Source organism: Serratia sp. BFP-2025, assembly GCF_050880365.1.
Taxonomy (GTDB): Bacteria; Pseudomonadota; Gammaproteobacteria; order Enterobacterales; family Enterobacteriaceae; genus Serratia; species Serratia surfactantfaciens.
In genome coordinates this window covers 2,678,943-2,694,762 of sequence record NZ_JBPAFV010000001.1, presented here as the reverse complement: position 1 = coordinate 2,694,762, position 15,820 = coordinate 2,678,943, and the positions used below count along the sequence as shown (strand labels likewise).

Below are 15,820 nucleotides of genomic sequence, written 5' to 3'. Positions count from 1 at the left end.
TCGATGATGCAAATCACCAACGGAGAGCACAAGGCGCGCCCGGAGGGGCTGGCGGAGCGCATTTATCTGCAGCTCAAGGCCGACATCTTCGAGTTTCGTCTGCTGCCGGGCGATCGCTTCAGCGAAAGCGAGGTGGCGCAGCGCATGGCGGCCAGCCGCACGCCGGTGCGCCAGGCGCTGTTTCGGCTGGAGCGTGAAGGCTATGTCGAGGTGCTGTTTCGCAGCGGCTGGCAGGTGCGGCCGTTCGACTTCGCCTACTTCGAAGAGCTGTACGATCTGCGCATCGTGCTGGAACAAGAGGCGGTGAAACGGCTGTGCGAACGCCCGGCCGGGGAAACGCAGGGCGCGCTGGCGGCGCTGAGCCATTTTTGGGCCGAAGCGCCGCGACTGGCGGACGGCAAGGCGGTGTCGCAGCACGATGAGCAGTTTCATCAGGCGTTGGTGGCCGCGGCGGGCAACGGCGAAATGGCGCGCATTCACCGCGAACTGACCGAAAAGATCCGCATCATTCGCCGGCTGGATTTCACCCAGCAGGCGCGGGTGGACGCCACCTACCGCGAACACGCCGCCATTTTGCAGGCGATCCTGCAGCGGCGAAGCGGGGAGGCGCAAACGCTGCTCGGCGAGCATATCGCCGTCAGCAAGGCAGAGGTACGAAAAATAACGCTGCACATGTTGCACCAGGCGCGGGCTCAGCAGCCTGCGCGCTCGGCGTAACGATTTTGATTTCACACACATCAGGAGTTTGAACTATGCAACGTCGTCGTTTTATCAAAGCTTTTGCGCTGTCCGCCGCCGCGATCGGCCTTGGCCTGGCCTGGAGCGCACAGGCCGCCGACACCATCAAGGTCGGCATTCTGAGTTCGCTCTCCGGCACCATGGCGATATCCGAGACGCCGCTGAAGGATGTGGCGCTGATGACCATCGACGAGATCAACGCCAAAGGCGGGGTGCTCGGCAAAAAGCTGGAGCCGGTGGTGGTGGATCCGGCTTCCAACTGGCCGCTGTTCGCCGAAAAGGCGCGCCAGCTGCTGAGCCAGGACAAGGTGGCGGCGGTGTTCGGCTGCTGGACTTCGGTGTCGCGCAAGTCGGTGCTGCCGGTGTTTGAGGAGCTGAATGGGCTGCTGTTCTACCCGGTGCAGTACGAAGGTGAAGAGATGTCGCCGAACGTGTTCTACACCGGCGCGGCGCCGAATCAGCAGGCGATCCCGGCGGTGGAATACCTGCTGAGCGAGGACGGCGGCGGCGCCAAACGCTTCTTCCTGTTGGGCACTGATTACGTCTATCCGCGCACCACCAACAAGATCCTGCGCGCTTTCCTGCACAGCAAGGGGGTGCAGGACAAGGATATCGAAGAGGTCTACACGCCGTTCGGCTACAGCGATTATCAGACCATCGTCGCCAACATCAAGAAATTCGCCGCCGGCGGCAACACCGCGGTGATCTCCACCATCAACGGCGATTCCAACGTGCCGTTCTACAAAGAGCTGGCCAACCAGGGCGTCAAGGCCACCGACGTGCCGGTGATCGCCTTCTCGGTCGGCGAGGAAGAGCTTCGTGGTATCGACACCAAACCGCTGGTGGGCAACCTGGCGGCCTGGAACTACTTCGAATCGCTGGATAACCCGACCAATAAACAGTTTGTCAGCCAGTGGAAAGCCTACGCCAAGGCGCACAACCTGCCGAATTACGCCACTGCGGTGACCAACGACCCGATGGAGGCCACTTACGTCGGCCTGCATATGTGGGCGCAGGCGGTGCAAAAGGCCGGCACCACCGACGTCGATAAGGTGCGCGCGGCGATGGCTGGGCAAACCTTCGCCGCGCCGTCGGGATTCACGCTGACCATGGACAAAACCAACCATCACCTGCACAAGCCGGTGATGATCGGCGAGATCGAGGGCAACGGCCAGTTCAACGTGGTGTGGCAGACCGAGGCACCGGTGCGCGCGCAGCCGTGGAGCCCGTATATCGCCGGCAACGACAAAAAACCGGATTACCCGGTGAAAGGCGGCAAGTAACGTCACTCAGCGCCGGCGCGGCCCAACGCCCGCCGGCCCAACAGAAGAGGCAGCTGATGCAATCTCCGTTTTTATCCTCTCTGCGCGCCGGGCTGTGGCTGCTGTGCGCCTGGCCCCTGCTGGCGCAGGCCGGGCCGGCCGATGAGTTCGCGGCGGCCAACCGTGCACAGCAGGCCAAACTGCTGCAGGCGTGGGCGGCCGAGCCGGACGCCGCGCGCCTGCCGTTGCTGCAGGGGCTGCAGCAGGAAACCGTGGCGATCGACGGGGCGAAGCGCGCCTTTATCCGCCAGGGCGACCGCTATCTGCCGCTCGAAGGTGCGGCGGCTCCGGTTGGCGAACCGAAGAAGGTATGGCTGAACAACCGGCTGCGCATTCTGATCGCCAACGCGTTGTCGGCGCAGCGATTGGTCAGCGCGGATGCGGCGGTGCGGCTGCAGGCGGCGACCGCGCTGCAGCGTGAGGCGCAGGGCGAGCAGTTGCCGCTGTTGACCCGGCGGCTGGCGCAGGAGAAAGACCCGCAGGTGCACGACGCGCTGAGCATTGCGCTGGCCAACCTGCAATTGACCGACGCCAGCCCGCAGGTGCGTTTCAATGCGGTGCGGCTGCTGGGCGAATCGGGCGAGCCGGAAACCCGCGCGCGGCTGCAAGCGTTGACCGATGCTGCCCACGAACCGGACGCCGCGGTGCGCGCCGAGGCGCAACGCAGCCTGCAGCGCGTGCAGCACCGTCTGATGATCGGCGATCTGCTCGGCCAGGCGTTCAGCGGCCTGTCGCTCGGTTCGATCCTGCTGCTGGCGGCGCTCGGCCTGGCGATCACCTACGGCCTGCTCGGCGTCATCAATATGGCGCACGGCGAAATGCTGATGCTCGGCGCCTATTCCGCTTACCTGGTGCAGGGGCTGTTTCAGCAGTGGGTGCCGCAGTGGCTGGCGCTTTATCCGCTGGCGGCGCTGCCGGTGGCGTTCGCCATCACCGCCGGGATCGGCATGCTGCTGGAGCGCACGGTGATCCGCCACCTGTACGGCCGGCCGCTGGAAACCCTGCTGGCTACCTGGGGCATCAGCCTGGTGCTGATCCAGCTGGTGCGGGTGCTGTTCGGCGCGCAGAACGTCGAGGTCGCCAACCCGGCGTGGCTGTCGGGCGGCGTGCAGCTGTTGCCGAACCTGGTGCTGCCGTGGAACCGCATCGCGGTGATCGCGTTCGTGCTCTTGGTGCTGGCGTTGACCTGGCTGCTCTTGAACAAGACCCGCCTCGGCATGAACGTGCGCGCGGTGACGCAAAACCGCGCGATGGCCGCCTGCTGCGGTGTGCCCACCGGGCGGGTGGACATGCTGGCTTTCGGGTTGGGATCCGGCATCGCCGGGCTCGGCGGGGTGGCGCTGTCGCAGCTGGGCAACGTCGGGCCGGAGCTGGGGCAAGGCTACATCATCGATTCGTTCCTGGTGGTGGTGCTCGGCGGCGTCGGCCAGCTGGCGGGGACGGTAGCGGCGGCCTTTGGCCTCGGCATCGTCAACAAGATCCTCGAGCCGCAGATCGGCGCCGTGCTGGGCAAGATCCTGATCCTGGTGCTGATCGTTCTGTTTATTCAAAAGCGTCCGCAGGGGCTATTCGCCCTTAAGGGCAGGGTGATTGACTGATGAGCCAACCATTGACCGTAACCGGCGTGCAGAAAGCGCCTCGGCTGGCGTTGAGCATCGGCGTGCTGGCGTTGCTGGCGCTGCTGGTCATGCCGTTCATGACGCTGTTGCCGGCGGATCATCCGCTGGCAGTGTCCACCTATACCCTGACGCTGACGGGCAAGATCCTGTGCTACGCGGTGGTGGCGGTGGCGCTCGATCTGGTGTGGGGCTATGCCGGGCTGTTGTCGCTCGGCCACGGGCTGTTCTTCGCGCTCGGCGGCTACGCCATGGGCATGTACCTGATGCGGCAGGCGGCGGGCGACGGGCTGCCGGCGTTTATGGCGTTCCTCTCCTGGACTGAGCTGCCGTGGTTCTGGAGCGGCACCCAGCATTTCGCCTGGGCGCTGTGTCTGATCGTGCTGGTGCCGGGCCTGCTGGCCTTTCTGTTCGGCTACTTCGCCTTCCGCTCGAAAATCAAAGGGGTGTATTTCTCGATCATGACCCAGGCGCTGACCTATGCCGGCATGCTGCTGTTCTTTCGCAATGAGACCGGTTTCGGCGGCAATAACGGCTTTACCGGTTTCACCACGCTGCTCGGCTTTCCCATCACCGCCGCCGGCACGCGGGTGGCGCTGTTTCTGGCGACGGTGCTGCTGCTGGTCGCCAGCCTGGCCATCGGCTTTGCGCTGGCGCGCAGCAAGTTCGGCCGGGTGCTGACTGCGGTGCGCGATGCGGAAAACCGCCTGACTTTCTGCGGCTACGATCCGAAGGGCTTCAAGCTGTTCGTCTGGACGCTGTCGGCGGTGCTGTGCGGGCTGGCCGGCGCGCTCTATGTGCCGCAGGTCGGCATCATCAACCCTGGTGAAATGTCGCCGACCAACTCGATCGAGGCCGCCATCTGGGTGGCGCTTGGCGGGCGCGGCACGCTGGTGGGGCCGCTGCTCGGCGCCGGCATCGTCAACGGCGCCAAGAGCTGGTTCACCATGGCCATTCCCGAATACTGGCAGCTGTTCCTCGGCCTGATGTTTATCGTCGTTACGCTGTTTCTGCCCAAAGGGGTGATCGGCCTGCTGCGGCGGAGGAAAAGCTCATGAAGGCGATGCAAGTGACCGACGAGCTATTTACCCATCCGCTACCGGCGGATAAATATCGGCAGCAAACCGATCCGGTGCTGCAGCTCGACAACATCAACGTCAGCTTCGACGGTTTTCGCGCGCTGACCGATCTGTCGCTGCGCATTGGCGTCGGCGAACTGCGCTGCGTGATCGGCCCCAACGGGGCCGGCAAGACTACGCTGATGGATGTGATCACCGGCAAGACCCGGCCGGACAGCGGCAGGGTGTTTTACGACCAGACCGTCGATCTGACCCGGCTGGCACCGATGCAGATCGCCCACGCCGGCATTGGCCGCAAGTTTCAAAAGCCGACGGTGTTCGAGGCGCTGACGGTGTTCGAAAACCTGGAGATCGCGCAGAAAACCCGTAAGTCGGTGTGGGCCTGCCTGCGCGCCCGCCTGAGCAGCGAGCAGCGCGACCGCATCGACGAGATGCTGAAAACCCTGCGGCTGGGGCATGAGCGCCACCGGCCCGCCGGGTTGCTGTCCCACGGGCAGAAACAGTTTCTCGAGATCGGCATGCTGCTGGTACAGGAGCCGCACCTGCTGCTGCTCGACGAACCGGCGGCCGGCATGACCGACGCCGAAACCGACTACACCGCCGAACTGTTCCGCGAGCTGGCGGGCAAGCATTCGCTGATGGTGGTGGAGCACGACATGGGGTTTGTGGAGACCATCGCCGATCGCGTGACGGTGCTGCATCAGGGACAGGTGCTGGCGGAAGGATCGCTGGCGCAGGTGCAGGCCGATGAACGGGTGATTGAGGTATATCTGGGGCGCTGAGGAGGCGTAATCATGCTGCAGGTAGAGGAATTGAATCAGTGTTACGGCGGCAGCCACATTCTGCGCGGCCTGTCGTTTGAGGCGCGCATCGGCGAAGTGACCTGCCTGCTGGGGCGCAACGGCGTGGGCAAGACCACGCTGCTGAAATGCCTGATGGGGCTGATCCCGGCGCGCAGCGGCAGCGTCCGTTGGCAGGGCGAAACCATCACCGGTAAAAAGCCGCACCAGCGGGTGCAGGCGGGCATCGCCTATGTGCCGCAGGGGCGGGAAATCTTCCCGCGTCTGACGGTGGAAGAAAATCTGCTGATGGGGCTGGCGCGCTTCTCCGGCGGCGCCGCGCGCACGGTGCCGGATCCGATCTATGACCTGTTTCCGGTACTGAGGCAGATGAAGGATCGGCGCGGCGGCGATCTCTCCGGCGGGCAGCAACAGCAGCTGGCGATCGGCCGGGCGCTGGCCTGCCGGCCGCAGCTGTTGATCCTCGACGAGCCGACGGAAGGGATCCAACCGTCGGTGATCAAGGAGATCGGCGCGGTGATCAAGCAGCTGGCGGCGCGCGGCGATATGGCGATCCTGCTGGTGGAACAGTTCTATGACTTTGCCGCCGATCTGGCGGACAGCTATCTGGTGATGTCGCGCGGCAGCATCGTGCAGCGCGGCGCCGGCAGCAATATGGAACAGGACGGCGTACGTGGGCTGGTGGCGATTTGAACGAGGTAAAGGGAGCCGCATGTCTGAAAGTCGTGCAGCTGTTTCTCCTTGCGGATGTTATGGACTAATCTAAAAGGCGTTTTTTATTAATCCCTTGCCATGGATAGCTAACATCATCATGAACGAAATCACTGTGTCACGCCTCGCTTGCATCGTCCTGTCCCTGTTTCCGGCCCTGTGGGGGCTGTTCAGCCTGTTGAACAATACGGCGGACTTCGCCGGCACCGCGCGCAATGCGGTGGGGCCGCTGCTCGCCATGCAAGATACCTATCAGACGCCGGGGCTGATGTGGCGCGCCGTCACCGCCGACTGGGCCTGCATGTTGGGGTTGGCGGCCATCACCGCGCTGGAAACGCTGGCCGGGTTGCTGGCGACGGCCGGCGTGGTGCTGATGGTCGGGCGATTGAAAGACCCTTACGCCGCTTTCGCCAAGGGTAAAGCCTGGGCGATGCTGGGGGCGCTTTGCGCGATCGCGGTGTGGGGCGTCGGCTTTATGGTGGTCGCCGGCGACTGGTTTATGGCCTGGCAGGCCAAAGAGAACCCGCTGGCGGTGCAACTGGGGGCGCTGATCTACCTGGCGCCCAATGCGTTTGCCTTGCTGTTCCTGATGCTGCAGCGGGAGCCGCGCTAAACGGCGGCGGAGCGGGGCGCGGTTACAGCGCCTTGCTCATATACCAGATGCCTATCGAGCCTTGGGCGCTGGTGTAGCAGGTCTCGCCACAAATGCTCAATCCCTGACGCTGATAAAAACGTTGGGCGCCGGTGTTGCGTTGCAGCACCTCCAGCCACAGCGTTTTTTGCCGGCGCTCGATGGCCCGCCGCTGCACCTGTTCGAACAGGCGCTGGCCATAGCCGTTGCCGGCGTGGCCCGGCAGGAAATAGATTTTCTGCAGCTCTGCGCCGATTTGTTCGGTTGGTGCCAGCAGGCTGTCGAAGTTCACCCGCGCATAGCCGACGAGGGCATCATTCTCATAGGCCAACAGCCAGCACACGTCGGGATCGCGCAGCGTCCGTTCCAGCGCGGAGACGGAAAAATCCTCGGCCAGAAAGGCCTCCAGCTCGTGCGGGTAGTGCCACAGCTCACCGAAGTGCGAACGATAGGTGCTGATGCCGATATCGCGCACCTGGGTTAAATCTTCTACCAATGCCTGACGGACGGTGAACATGAGTGAACCTCATCGAAGCGAGAACCGATGAGTATAGCGGCTTAATTTTCAAGATGTCGCGGCGTTTCGCGGCGAAAGCCCAGGCCGATGATGCGACCGAACAGGCGCGGCAGCCAACGGCTGTTGCCGACGCGAGCGATCAGGCGCGAACCGCCGGCGGCGCGACGCTGACCCGGCTTGCGCTGGCTCATTTTGATCTGCAAAAACTGGATCGCCCGGGTGGGGAACTCACGCCGGCGCTGCACGCTCAGCAAATGTTTCAGCTGCAGCCGATGTTGGCGCAGCGGCGGTATCAGGGCGTTGGCGGCGGCTACCGCGTCCTGAATCGCCAGATTGACGCCCACGCCACCGATCGGTGACATGGCGTGCGCGGCGTCGCCGATGCACAGCACGCCCGGTTTGGCCCAGCGATCCAGACGATCGATGCGGATGCTCAGCAGTTTCAGCTGATCCCACTCGACGATCTCCTGCAGGCGATCGTCCTGGAATGGCGCCACCTCGGCGAGGTGCAGCAAAAATTTCTCCAGCCCGTTGCGGCGGATCGCGTCGAAGCTGCCTTTGTCGATCGAGTAGCCGCACTGCCAGTAGTCACCGCGATCGATCATGATGAAGTTCTGCTTTGGCCCGGTGTGGCCCATTGACCAGGCCGGATCGCCCGGCTGCTTGCTGAGCTTCATCCACAAGACGTCGCGCGGGGCACCGAAGGATCGGCTGCTGAGCGCCGCCTGCTCACGCACCACCGAGTTGCGGCCGTCGGTGCCGATCACCAACTGGCTGCGCACGCGGATCGGGCCTTCCGGCGTGTCGGCCAGTACGCCGCATACCTGGCCGCGGTCATACAGCAGCTCATGAACCTGCGTTGAGGTCAACAATCTGAAATTGGGAAAAGCGGCGGCCTGCTGTGCCAAAAAATTGAGGAACTCCCACTGCGGCATAAAGGCGATAAATTTGCAGCGCGTCGGCAGGCGGGTGAAATCCGCCAGCTTGATGTCGCGCCCGGCGACTTCGGCGTGCAGGGATTCCGCGCGCTGGTGCGGCAGCGTCAACAGTTCATCGAGTAGGCCCAGCTGATGCATGACTTCCAGCGTCGAGGGATGAATGGTGTCACCGCGAAAATCGCGCAGGAAGTCGGCGTGCTTCTCCAGCACCGTCACGTCGATCCCCGCCCGCGCCAGCAGATAGCCGAGCATCAGCCCGGCGGGGCCGCCTCCCACGATGCAGCAGGCGGTGGCGTAAGGTGTGATCGGTGATGACGACATGGCGGTTGACCCCGGAGAGCGGCCCGCATCCCGCGAACCGCAAATGAGTGTTTAGTATTGATAATGATTATCAATATCACATTTAACTGTCAACCCGCGGCGCAGTGTGGTCAAAGGGAGCGGACAGATGGCCGACGCGGAACAGCTGGCTGTTTTGCGGCCGCGCCTGCGGCGCTTCACGCCAGATATCCAGCCGTACTAACCGCCACTCGGCGGGATCGAACGCCACGATGGAGGCCAGCGCGCCGGGGGCCGCCTGCTGTTGGCGACGCAATGCAGGCAGATCGCTGTAGGGGGCGATAGCCTGTTCCTGACGGGTCGCCCATGCGGCCTCGGCCAGATGAAGGCGATCGAAATGCGTCAGCCACGGCAGCCAGTGGCTGACGCGCGGCCAGCCGAACGCCTGGCTGAGGCCCCTGAAGCCTTCGCCGGCCAGGAAGTCGCTCATGCCGGCGCTGCTGTTCCACAGGTAAAAAGGGGCGTAGAGATTCTCGGCGCTGCCTTCGCTGCGCTGCGCGTACAGATAGGCTTTGACGATCAGCTGCGGGCAGGCGTCGAGCAGGTGGCCGAAATCGGCAATGCGGCGGCGAACGATCGCCATATCGTAGTCGGCGGGCAGGGTGAAACGGTATTGCATCGCGAGCATAAGGATTCTCCTGAAAGACATTGACCCGGAGAGCGTGACACGCCATCTTTATCAGTAAAATCGGTATTATTTTGATTGATGGTTCAGAAAATCAGGACGGTCAGCATGGGACGAATTACCTTCGATCTCGAGGATTTACGCAGCTTCGTCACCGGCGTCGAGCTGGGCAGCTTCGCCAAGGCGGCGGAACGGCTGGGGCGTTCGACGTCGGCGGTCAGCGCCCACCTGAAAAAGCTGGAGCAGCAGGTCGGCGCGCCGATCCTGCGCAAGGCCGGACGCGGCATGGTGATGACTGAGGCGGGGGAGACCCTGCTCGGTTACGCGCGCCGTCTGCTGGAGCTCAATGATGAGGCCGCCGCCGCGGTGCGAGGATTGGATCTGCAGGGCACGGTGCGGCTGGGGCTGCAGGAAGATTTCGGCGAGACGTTTCTGCCGCAGGTGTTGGGCAGCTTCGCGCGCGCCAATCCGAAGGTGCGTATCGAGGCGCGCATCGCCCGCAATGCCGAGTTGATCGACTGGGTGCTGAAAGGCCAGCTGGATCTGTCGCTGGCGTGGGATGGCGGTTTGAGCACGCCGTTTCATCAGGCGCTGGGCCGGCGGCAACTGCACTGGATCGCCTCGCCCGGCTTCGCGCTGGCGCCCTGGCGAGAAGGGGATGAGCCGCTGCCGCTGGTGATGTTCGACGCGCCCTGCCTGATGCGTAGCGCGGCGACGCAGGCGCTGGATCGCGCCGGCATCCCCTGGCGCATCGCCTTTACCAGCCGCAGCCTGAACGGCGTGTGGGCGGCGGTGAACGCCGGGTTGGGCGTCACGGTGCGGGCGGCTGCCGGTTTGCCGCCCGGCCTGTCGCCGCTGGCGCCCGATTTGCTGCCCGCTCTGGGCCAGCTCGGCGTGGTGCTGCACCGCGCCGAGGATCAGCCTTCTGCCGCCGTGCAGCGGCTGGCGCAGATCGTGGTCGAGCGGATCGAATCTTAATCTTTGGCGATCGGCTGCTTGCCGCTCAGTTGGCCCCATTCGCTCCAGGCGCCGTCATACAGTTTGACCTGCGGAGCGCCGAGCGACAGCAGGCCGAACGCCAGCACCGCCGCCGTTACGCCGGAGCCGCAGCTGGTGATGATCGGGCCGTTGATGTCCACGCCCTTGTCGCTGAAGGTTTGGCGCAGCGCTGCCAGCGATTTGAAACGGCCGTTCTCCAGCAGCTCGCCGTACGGAATATTGATGCTGCCGGGAATGTGGCCGCGATGCAGGCCGGGGCGCGGCTCTGGCGCTTCGGCATAAAAGCGCGGCGCGGCGCGCGCGTCGAGAATTTGCACCGGCGTGCCTAACGCCTGCTCCACTTGCCGCATATCCACTACCGCTTCGGCGTTGAAGCGGGCGTTGAAGGTCTGCGGCTCAGGCTGCGCCGGGCCGGTTTCCAGCGCTTGCCCCAGCGCGGTCCAGCCGTTCAGCCCTTCGTCCAGCACGTAAACACGCTGGGCGCCGAAATTGCGGAAAGTCCACCAGCCGCGCGGCGCGGAGAACTGGTTGCCTTCGTCGTAAATCACCAGGGTGTCGCGCTCGCTGATGCCCAGCTTGCCCGCCGCTGCGCCGAATTCCGCCGCCGTTGGCAACATGTGCGGCAGCGTGGTGTTCTTGTCCGCCACCTCGTCGATATCGAAGTAGACCGCGCCGGGGATATGGCCGCGTTCGAACTCGGCAAGCATGTCTTTTTTCGGCGTCAGCCCGACCGGCGACATTCGCACGTCGAGAACGACCAGATTTTCATCGTTGATATGTTGCGCAAGCCATTGGGGAGTCACCAGAAACGGAGAGTTCATCGTCATTGTTCGCCTGTTGTGAAAACGGGTTTTCACTATACACCAGGCCGCGCGGGGATGAAGTATGATGTTCAGTGACAGGGGATGGACGGGGTGAGGAGAAAATATGACGGAACGGGCGTTTGGCGGAGCCAAGATCGCGCTGCTGTGCGACGGTTTTCTGCTGGTTTACCAACGGGACGATAAGCCGGGCATTCCGTGGCCCGGCCTGTGGGATCTGCCTGGCGGCGGGCGGGAAAACGGCGAAACGCCGCTGCAGTGCGTGCAGCGGGAGACGCGGGAAGAGTTCGGCGTATCGATCGCCGAACGGCAGATCGTCTGGCGGCGGCGCTACGACGGCATTTCGCCCGGCGGTTCGCCGACCTGGTTTATGGCCGGAATGATCACTCCGGCGCAGATCGCCGCGATTCGCTTTGGCGACGAGGGGCAGCGTTGGCGGATGATGCCGGTGGAGCAGTTTATTCACCATCCGCAGGGTATCGAACATCTGCGCCGCCGGGTGGCGGAGTATTGGCGGCAGGGCGGTTAACCCCGTTGTTTCAGGACGCCGCCACTCGGTTGATCTGCGCCGGCTCCAGGATGCGTAAGTCGGTTTCCCGGCGCGCCACCGCCAGCATCGCCAGCCCAACCCGCTCGGTGGTGGTCACCTGAGCGGGAAGCAGCCGCAAAGCGCTAAGCCACAGCGGTTTGAACAGCCGATAGGCCAGATCGTAGAGGCGGGTTTTGGAGCGAATGCCGTGCAGCGGCACAATGGCGCCAGGGCGGAACATCACCGCGTGGAACGGCAGCGTCAGCAAGGCGTTTTCGGTAGCGCCCTTGACCCTGGCCCACATGCTGCGGCCGCGTTCGCTGCTGTCGGTGCCGAGGCCGGAGACGTAAATAAAGACCATCGTCGGGTTCAGCATCGCCAACGGGCGGGCGGCGGCCAGCGTCAGATCGTAAGTCACCGCGCGATACTCGGCCTCGCTCAGGCCGGCGGACGACGTTCCCAGGCAGAAGAAACAGGCGTCGTAGCCGGCGAGCTGCGGCTCCAGCGAAGACAGGTTGCGCAGGTCGGGCAGGGTGAGCTGACGCAGTTTGGCGTGGCTCTGGGCCAACGGGCTTCGGCCGATGCTGAGTACTTCGCTGACCTGCGGATCGCGCAGGCATTCCCGCAGTGCGCCCTGGCCCACCATGCCGCTGGCGCCGAAAATAATCACTTTCATGTTCTGTTCTCCCGTTGGCCGACGGCGCGCTGCGTGCGCCAGCGGCTGGGCGTCAGCGCTTCCCACTGCATGAACGCGCGGCTGAACGAATTCAGTTCTTCAAATCCCAGTACAAAGGCGATTTCTCCCGGCTCGAGATCGGTGTCCGCCAACAGCCGACAGGCGGTGCGGTGGCGGGTTTTGTCCAACAGCTGCTGGTAGCTGTAGCCGTGCTGTTGCAGGCGGCGCTGCAGCGTGCGCGGGCTGAGATAGAGCTCAGCGGCCACGCTGTTGACGCTGGGGCGTTGGCCGCGCATGCTGCGCCCGAGGATCGCCATCACCTGCGTCGGCAGATCGTGTTCCGCCAAAGAGCGGGCCAGCTCCGCCTCCAGCCCCGGCAGCAGCACCGCCAGCATGTCCTGGTTATAGGTGACGAAGGGTTGACGCATCAACGCGCGATCGAACACCAGCACGTCCAGCGGGGCGTTGAATGCCACCGGGCAACCGAAATAGCGCGCCAGCGGGGAGGCGGCATCCGCTCGCCGGGTCAATTCGATCGCCAGCGGCTGCAGGGGCAAGCCGGTGCCGCGTCGACACAGGGTGGTGATGGCGGCGAACATGGCGTCGATCAGCATCGCCGGCGCATGGCCTTCGCTCATGGTCCAGCGAGTGTGCAGGCGCATGCTGTCGCCGTCTTCCACCAGCATCAGCTCCTCCGGGCAGACCAGCCGTTTGTAGCGCGCGATCTTTTGCAGCGCTTCGCCCAGCGTCGCGGAATGCAGCGCGGCGACCAAAGCGATGTCATAGTGTTCCGGCGCCACATCGCCGCCGAGGCGCAGACCGAAACCCGGGTCGTCGCTCAGCTGCGGCAGGGTGCGCCAGACGGAGAAAAATTGCTGCGTGGTGAGTTTCACCTTGTCGCGCCGTTCGCCGAACAGCCCGGCGGGCAACCCGGCCAATCGGCCGAGCTGCTCGATATCGACGCCCAGCGCCGCCAGGCGTACCGCCAGTGCGCTGGAGACCGGAATTTGATCGCTGCTCAATGCGGGCTCCTTAGGGTTTTCCCGTCACCACCGCCGCCATCGCGGCGTGATCCGGCGAGCTGTCGTCGTGGTCGGTGCTCAGGCTGAGAGCGCGGAATGCCGTGTCTTCCGCCTGACGTTCGGCCAGGATCTGCGCTGCCATATGCACCGCGTCGCTGCCGAGCAGCAGGCGCAGCGGAGGGGCTTCCAGCGCCGCCAACTGCAGGATCGCCTGCGCCGCCTTGGCCGGATCGCCGGTTTGGCTGCCGTTATGCTGCTGCAGGAAGGCCAGCATCGGACCCAGCGTCGGCTGATAGGCTTCGCCGATCGGCGCAATGGTCATTGAAGAACCGGCCCAATCGGTGCGGAAGCCGCCGGGCTCGACCATCGTCACCTTAACGCCGAACGGCGCGATCTCTTTGGCCAGCGATTCGGAGAAACCTTCGACCGCCCACTTGGCGGTATGGTAGGCGCTGAGACCGGCAATGCCGAGGCGAGCGCCGATGGTGGCGATCTGGATGATATGGCCGCTGCCCTGCCGGCGCAATATCGGCAACGCCGCGCGGGTGACGTTGAACACGCCGAAAAAGTTGGTCTCGAGCTGCGCGCGGAAGTCCGCCTCATCGGCTTCTTCTATCGGCGCGATATTGCCGTAACCGGCGTTGTTGACCAGCACGTCCAGCCGGCCGAAGCGTTCGATCGCCGTGCGCACCGCGCGTTCGGCGGCCCTGGCGTCGGTGACGTCGAGCGCGACCGTAGCGACCCGATCGCCGTAGCGTTCCACCAGCGGCTGCAGCTGTTGCGCCTGACGGGCGGTGGCGATCAGACGGTGTCCGGCGGCCAGCACCGCCTGCGCCAGCTGTTGGCCCAGGCCGCGGGAGCTGCCGGTGATTAACCATACCTGTGACTGAGACATCATGACCTTCCTGATTGCGAGTGGGTGTGATGCCACTTTAGAGCGCCGGGCCGCACAGCGATAATCCGATCGCGTCAAGATTTAATCCGATTGCGCCAAACTGTCGGCCGGCATCAGCGCCTGGATGGTGGCGCCGACCTTCTGCACCGCTTGCTCTATCTCCGGCGTCAGCGCCGGCGCATAGTTGATGCGCAGGCAGTTGCGGTATTTGCCGGCGGCGGAAAAGATGCTGCCGACGGCGATCTGCACGCCCTGCTGCTCGAGATGACGGTTGAGGCGCAGGGTGTCGAACGCCTCATCCAGCTCGATCCACAGCATAAAGCCGCCGCGCGGGCGGCTGACGCGGGTGCCTGCCGGGAAGTATTTCAGGATCAGATCGGTCATCCGATCGCGGTTCTGCCGGTAACGGGCGCGCATGCGCCGCAGGTGCTGCAGATAGTGCCCGCCGCGAATAAACTCGGCGATCGCCAGCTGCGGCTGGGTGGCGGTGGCGCCGGAGCCGATGAATTTCATATGCAGCACCCGCTCCAGGTAGCGGCCGGGCGCGATCCAGCCCACGCGCAGCCCCGGCGCCAGCGTTTTGGAAAACGAGCTGCACAGCAGCACGCGGCCATCTTCGTCGAACGACTTGATGGTGCGCGGCCGTGGGTAGTGATAGGCGATGTCGCCGTAAACGTCATCCTCGATGATCGCCGCGTCGTGGCGCTGCGCCAGCGTCAGCAACCGCTGTTTGTGGGCGTCGGGCATGATGTAGCCCAGCGGGTTGTTGCAGTTGGGCGTCAGCAGGATAGCCTTGACCGGCCACTGCTCCAGCGCCATTTCCAGCGCTGCCAGGCTGACGCCGCTGAGCGGATCGGTGGGGATTTCCAGCGCCTTGATGCCCAGGCCTTTGAGTGTCTGCATGGTGCCGTGGAAACAGGGCGAGTCGACCGCCACGATGTCGCCGGGTTGGCAAACGGCGCGCAGCCCGGCGGAGATCGCTTCCTGGCAGCCGGTGGTGATCAGCAGCTGATCGGGGCCGATTTGGCAGCCCGAATCCAGCAGCAGGCGAGCGACCTGTTCGCGCAGCGCGGCCACGCCCTGAATGCTGTCGTAATACAGGCTGCGCAAATCGCCGTGGCGGGCGGCGTTGCGCAGGGCGACGATCAGCGGTTTCATCGTCGGTTCGGCGATATCCGGCATGCCGCGGCCCAGCTGAATCAGGCCTTCGCGCGGCCGGCTGCGCACCAGTTCCAGCACCTGTTCCCATTGTGAAATATCCACCGGCCGCTGCACCGGCGCCGTCATGGCAGGCAGCTCGGCCTGCGCGCGGCGCGCGTGCACGAAGTAACCCGACTTCGGCCGCGCTTCCACCAGGCGCTGTTCCTCCAGCAGCCGATAGGCTTGTTGCACCGTACTGATGCTGACGCCGTGCTCCTGGCTCAGCGTGCGCACCGAAGGCAGGCGGTCGCCGGCCGGATACAGTCCTTGCTGGATGCGCTGGCTAAGAATGGCGGCCAGGGCGGCATAGCGTGTCATACAGATGCCTCTCGTTGAGTTGAATGCCGTAAAAACCGGTACAG

17 protein-coding genes are annotated in these 15,820 nt (G+C 64.5%); 9 read left to right on the top strand and 8 right to left on the bottom strand.

What is annotated here, in order from left to right; genetic code table 11:
• Positions 1–6: 6 nt before the first annotated feature.
• The 7 genes from ACRAWE_RS12880 to ACRAWE_RS12850 all read left to right on the top strand — a co-directional run bounded on the left by ACRAWE_RS12880 (position 7) and on the right by ACRAWE_RS12850 (position 6,879).
• Positions 7–717, top strand: a complete 711-nt coding sequence (locus ACRAWE_RS12880) for a GntR family transcriptional regulator (protein WP_198635689.1) — start codon at positions 7–9, stop codon at positions 715–717.
• A 35-nt stretch (positions 718–752) separates the two neighbouring features.
• On the top strand, positions 753–2,021 hold the full coding sequence (gene urtA, locus ACRAWE_RS12875) for an urea ABC transporter substrate-binding protein (RefSeq protein WP_019454688.1): 1,269 nt from the start codon (positions 753–755) through the stop codon (positions 2,019–2,021).
• A gap of 56 nt (positions 2,022–2,077) precedes the next feature.
• The gene (gene urtB / locus ACRAWE_RS12870) at positions 2,078–3,658 is read left to right on the top strand and encodes an urea ABC transporter permease subunit UrtB (RefSeq protein WP_063918988.1); all 1,581 of its coding nucleotides are present in this window, start codon (positions 2,078–2,080) and stop codon (positions 3,656–3,658) included.
• Entirely contained in the window at positions 3,658–4,734 is a 1,077-nt protein-coding gene (urtC, locus tag ACRAWE_RS12865) for an urea ABC transporter permease subunit UrtC (protein WP_432525441.1), read from the top strand. Before urtB ends, urtC begins: the two co-directional genes overlap by 1 nt.
• Positions 4,731–5,537, top strand: coding sequence for an urea ABC transporter ATP-binding protein UrtD (gene urtD / locus ACRAWE_RS12860; protein ID WP_019454685.1), 807 nt, complete (start codon positions 4,731–4,733; stop codon positions 5,535–5,537). Before urtC ends, urtD begins: the two co-directional genes overlap by 4 nt.
• Positions 5,538–5,549: 12 nt before the next feature.
• The gene (gene urtE / locus ACRAWE_RS12855) at positions 5,550–6,248 is read left to right on the top strand and encodes an urea ABC transporter ATP-binding subunit UrtE (RefSeq protein WP_432525440.1); all 699 of its coding nucleotides are present in this window, start codon (positions 5,550–5,552) and stop codon (positions 6,246–6,248) included.
• A gap of 118 nt (positions 6,249–6,366) precedes the next feature.
• Positions 6,367–6,879: a DUF2165 family protein gene (locus ACRAWE_RS12850; protein WP_432525439.1), complete on the top strand. Its 513-nt coding sequence runs from the start codon at positions 6,367–6,369 to the stop codon at positions 6,877–6,879.
• A 22-nt stretch (positions 6,880–6,901) separates the two neighbouring features.
• Here the strand turns inward: ACRAWE_RS12850 and ACRAWE_RS12845 are convergent, their stop codons facing one another.
• From ACRAWE_RS12845 to ACRAWE_RS12835, 3 genes are all read right to left on the bottom strand, one after another.
• Complete coding sequence (locus ACRAWE_RS12845; protein WP_019454682.1) at positions 6,902–7,414, bottom strand: GNAT family N-acetyltransferase; 513 nt, start codon at positions 7,412–7,414, stop codon at positions 6,902–6,904.
• Between the two features lie 41 nt (positions 7,415–7,455).
• On the bottom strand, positions 7,456–8,673 hold the full coding sequence (locus ACRAWE_RS12840) for an FAD-dependent oxidoreductase (protein WP_025159999.1): 1,218 nt from the start codon (positions 8,671–8,673) through the stop codon (positions 7,456–7,458).
• An 82-nt stretch (positions 8,674–8,755) separates the two neighbouring features.
• Positions 8,756–9,319: a DUF4865 family protein gene (locus tag ACRAWE_RS12835; protein ID WP_019454680.1), complete on the bottom strand. Its 564-nt coding sequence runs from the start codon at positions 9,317–9,319 to the stop codon at positions 8,756–8,758.
• 105 nt (positions 9,320–9,424) lie between these two features.
• On the opposite strand from ACRAWE_RS12835, the gene ACRAWE_RS12830 reads away from it, so the two are divergent.
• Positions 9,425–10,294, top strand: a complete 870-nt coding sequence (locus tag ACRAWE_RS12830; protein WP_432525437.1) for a LysR substrate-binding domain-containing protein — start codon at positions 9,425–9,427, stop codon at positions 10,292–10,294.
• Here ACRAWE_RS12830 and sseA read toward each other — a convergent pair.
• Positions 10,291–11,136, bottom strand: coding sequence for a 3-mercaptopyruvate sulfurtransferase (gene sseA / locus ACRAWE_RS12825; protein WP_074054759.1), 846 nt, complete (start codon positions 11,134–11,136; stop codon positions 10,291–10,293). The two genes, ACRAWE_RS12830 and sseA, sit on opposite strands and share 4 nt — an antisense overlap.
• Positions 11,137–11,242: 106 nt before the next feature.
• Between sseA and ACRAWE_RS12820 the strand changes: the two genes are divergently transcribed.
• Positions 11,243–11,665 (top strand): NUDIX hydrolase, encoded by a 423-nt coding sequence (locus ACRAWE_RS12820; protein WP_198635619.1) that lies wholly within the window; start codon positions 11,243–11,245, stop codon positions 11,663–11,665.
• A gap of 10 nt (positions 11,666–11,675) precedes the next feature.
• Here ACRAWE_RS12820 and ACRAWE_RS12815 read toward each other — a convergent pair whose 3' ends face one another.
• The 4 genes from ACRAWE_RS12815 to ACRAWE_RS12800 all read right to left on the bottom strand — a co-directional run bounded on the left by ACRAWE_RS12815 (position 11,676) and on the right by ACRAWE_RS12800 (position 15,776).
• Positions 11,676–12,341, bottom strand: coding sequence for an epimerase (locus ACRAWE_RS12815; RefSeq protein WP_432525436.1), 666 nt, complete (start codon positions 12,339–12,341; stop codon positions 11,676–11,678).
• Entirely contained in the window at positions 12,338–13,363 is a 1,026-nt protein-coding gene (locus ACRAWE_RS12810) for an AraC family transcriptional regulator (RefSeq protein ID WP_074054756.1), read from the bottom strand. Before ACRAWE_RS12810 ends, ACRAWE_RS12815 begins: the two co-directional genes overlap by 4 nt.
• 10 nt (positions 13,364–13,373) lie before the next feature.
• Positions 13,374–14,261, bottom strand: a complete 888-nt coding sequence (locus ACRAWE_RS12805; RefSeq protein ID WP_432525435.1) for an oxidoreductase — start codon at positions 14,259–14,261, stop codon at positions 13,374–13,376.
• Between the two features lie 78 nt (positions 14,262–14,339).
• Positions 14,340–15,776, bottom strand: a complete 1,437-nt coding sequence (locus ACRAWE_RS12800) for a PLP-dependent aminotransferase family protein (protein WP_019454673.1) — start codon at positions 15,774–15,776, stop codon at positions 14,340–14,342.
• Positions 15,777–15,820: the final 44 nt, after the last annotated feature.

Bases quoted from the DNA above. Each gene is read 5' to 3' on its own strand.
- ACRAWE_RS12880 (WP_198635689.1), top strand. From the start codon at position 7: ATGCAAATCACCAACGGAGAGCACAAGGCGCGCCCGGAGGGGCTGGCG.
- urtA (WP_019454688.1), top strand. From the start codon at position 753: ATGCAACGTCGTCGTTTTATCAAAGCTTTTGCGCTGTCCGCCGCCGCG.
- urtB (WP_063918988.1), top strand. From the start codon at position 2,078: ATGCAATCTCCGTTTTTATCCTCTCTGCGCGCCGGGCTGTGGCTGCTG.
- urtC (WP_432525441.1), top strand. From the start codon at position 3,658: ATGAGCCAACCATTGACCGTAACCGGCGTGCAGAAAGCGCCTCGGCTG.
- urtD (WP_019454685.1), top strand. From the start codon at position 4,731: ATGAAGGCGATGCAAGTGACCGACGAGCTATTTACCCATCCGCTACCG.
- urtE (WP_432525440.1), top strand. From the start codon at position 5,550: ATGCTGCAGGTAGAGGAATTGAATCAGTGTTACGGCGGCAGCCACATT.
- ACRAWE_RS12850 (WP_432525439.1), top strand. From the start codon at position 6,367: ATGAACGAAATCACTGTGTCACGCCTCGCTTGCATCGTCCTGTCCCTG.
- ACRAWE_RS12845 (WP_019454682.1), bottom strand. From the start codon at position 7,414: ATGTTCACCGTCCGTCAGGCATTGGTAGAAGATTTAACCCAGGTGCGC.
- ACRAWE_RS12840 (WP_025159999.1), bottom strand. From the start codon at position 8,673: ATGTCGTCATCACCGATCACACCTTACGCCACCGCCTGCTGCATCGTG.
- ACRAWE_RS12835 (WP_019454680.1), bottom strand. From the start codon at position 9,319: ATGCTCGCGATGCAATACCGTTTCACCCTGCCCGCCGACTACGATATG.
- ACRAWE_RS12830 (WP_432525437.1), top strand. From the start codon at position 9,425: ATGGGACGAATTACCTTCGATCTCGAGGATTTACGCAGCTTCGTCACC.
- sseA (WP_074054759.1), bottom strand. From the start codon at position 11,136: ATGAACTCTCCGTTTCTGGTGACTCCCCAATGGCTTGCGCAACATATC.
- ACRAWE_RS12820 (WP_198635619.1), top strand. From the start codon at position 11,243: ATGACGGAACGGGCGTTTGGCGGAGCCAAGATCGCGCTGCTGTGCGAC.
- ACRAWE_RS12815 (WP_432525436.1), bottom strand. From the start codon at position 12,341: ATGAAAGTGATTATTTTCGGCGCCAGCGGCATGGTGGGCCAGGGCGCA.
- ACRAWE_RS12805 (WP_432525435.1), bottom strand. From the start codon at position 14,261: ATGATGTCTCAGTCACAGGTATGGTTAATCACCGGCAGCTCCCGCGGC.
- ACRAWE_RS12800 (WP_019454673.1), bottom strand. From the start codon at position 15,776: ATGACACGCTATGCCGCCCTGGCCGCCATTCTTAGCCAGCGCATCCAG.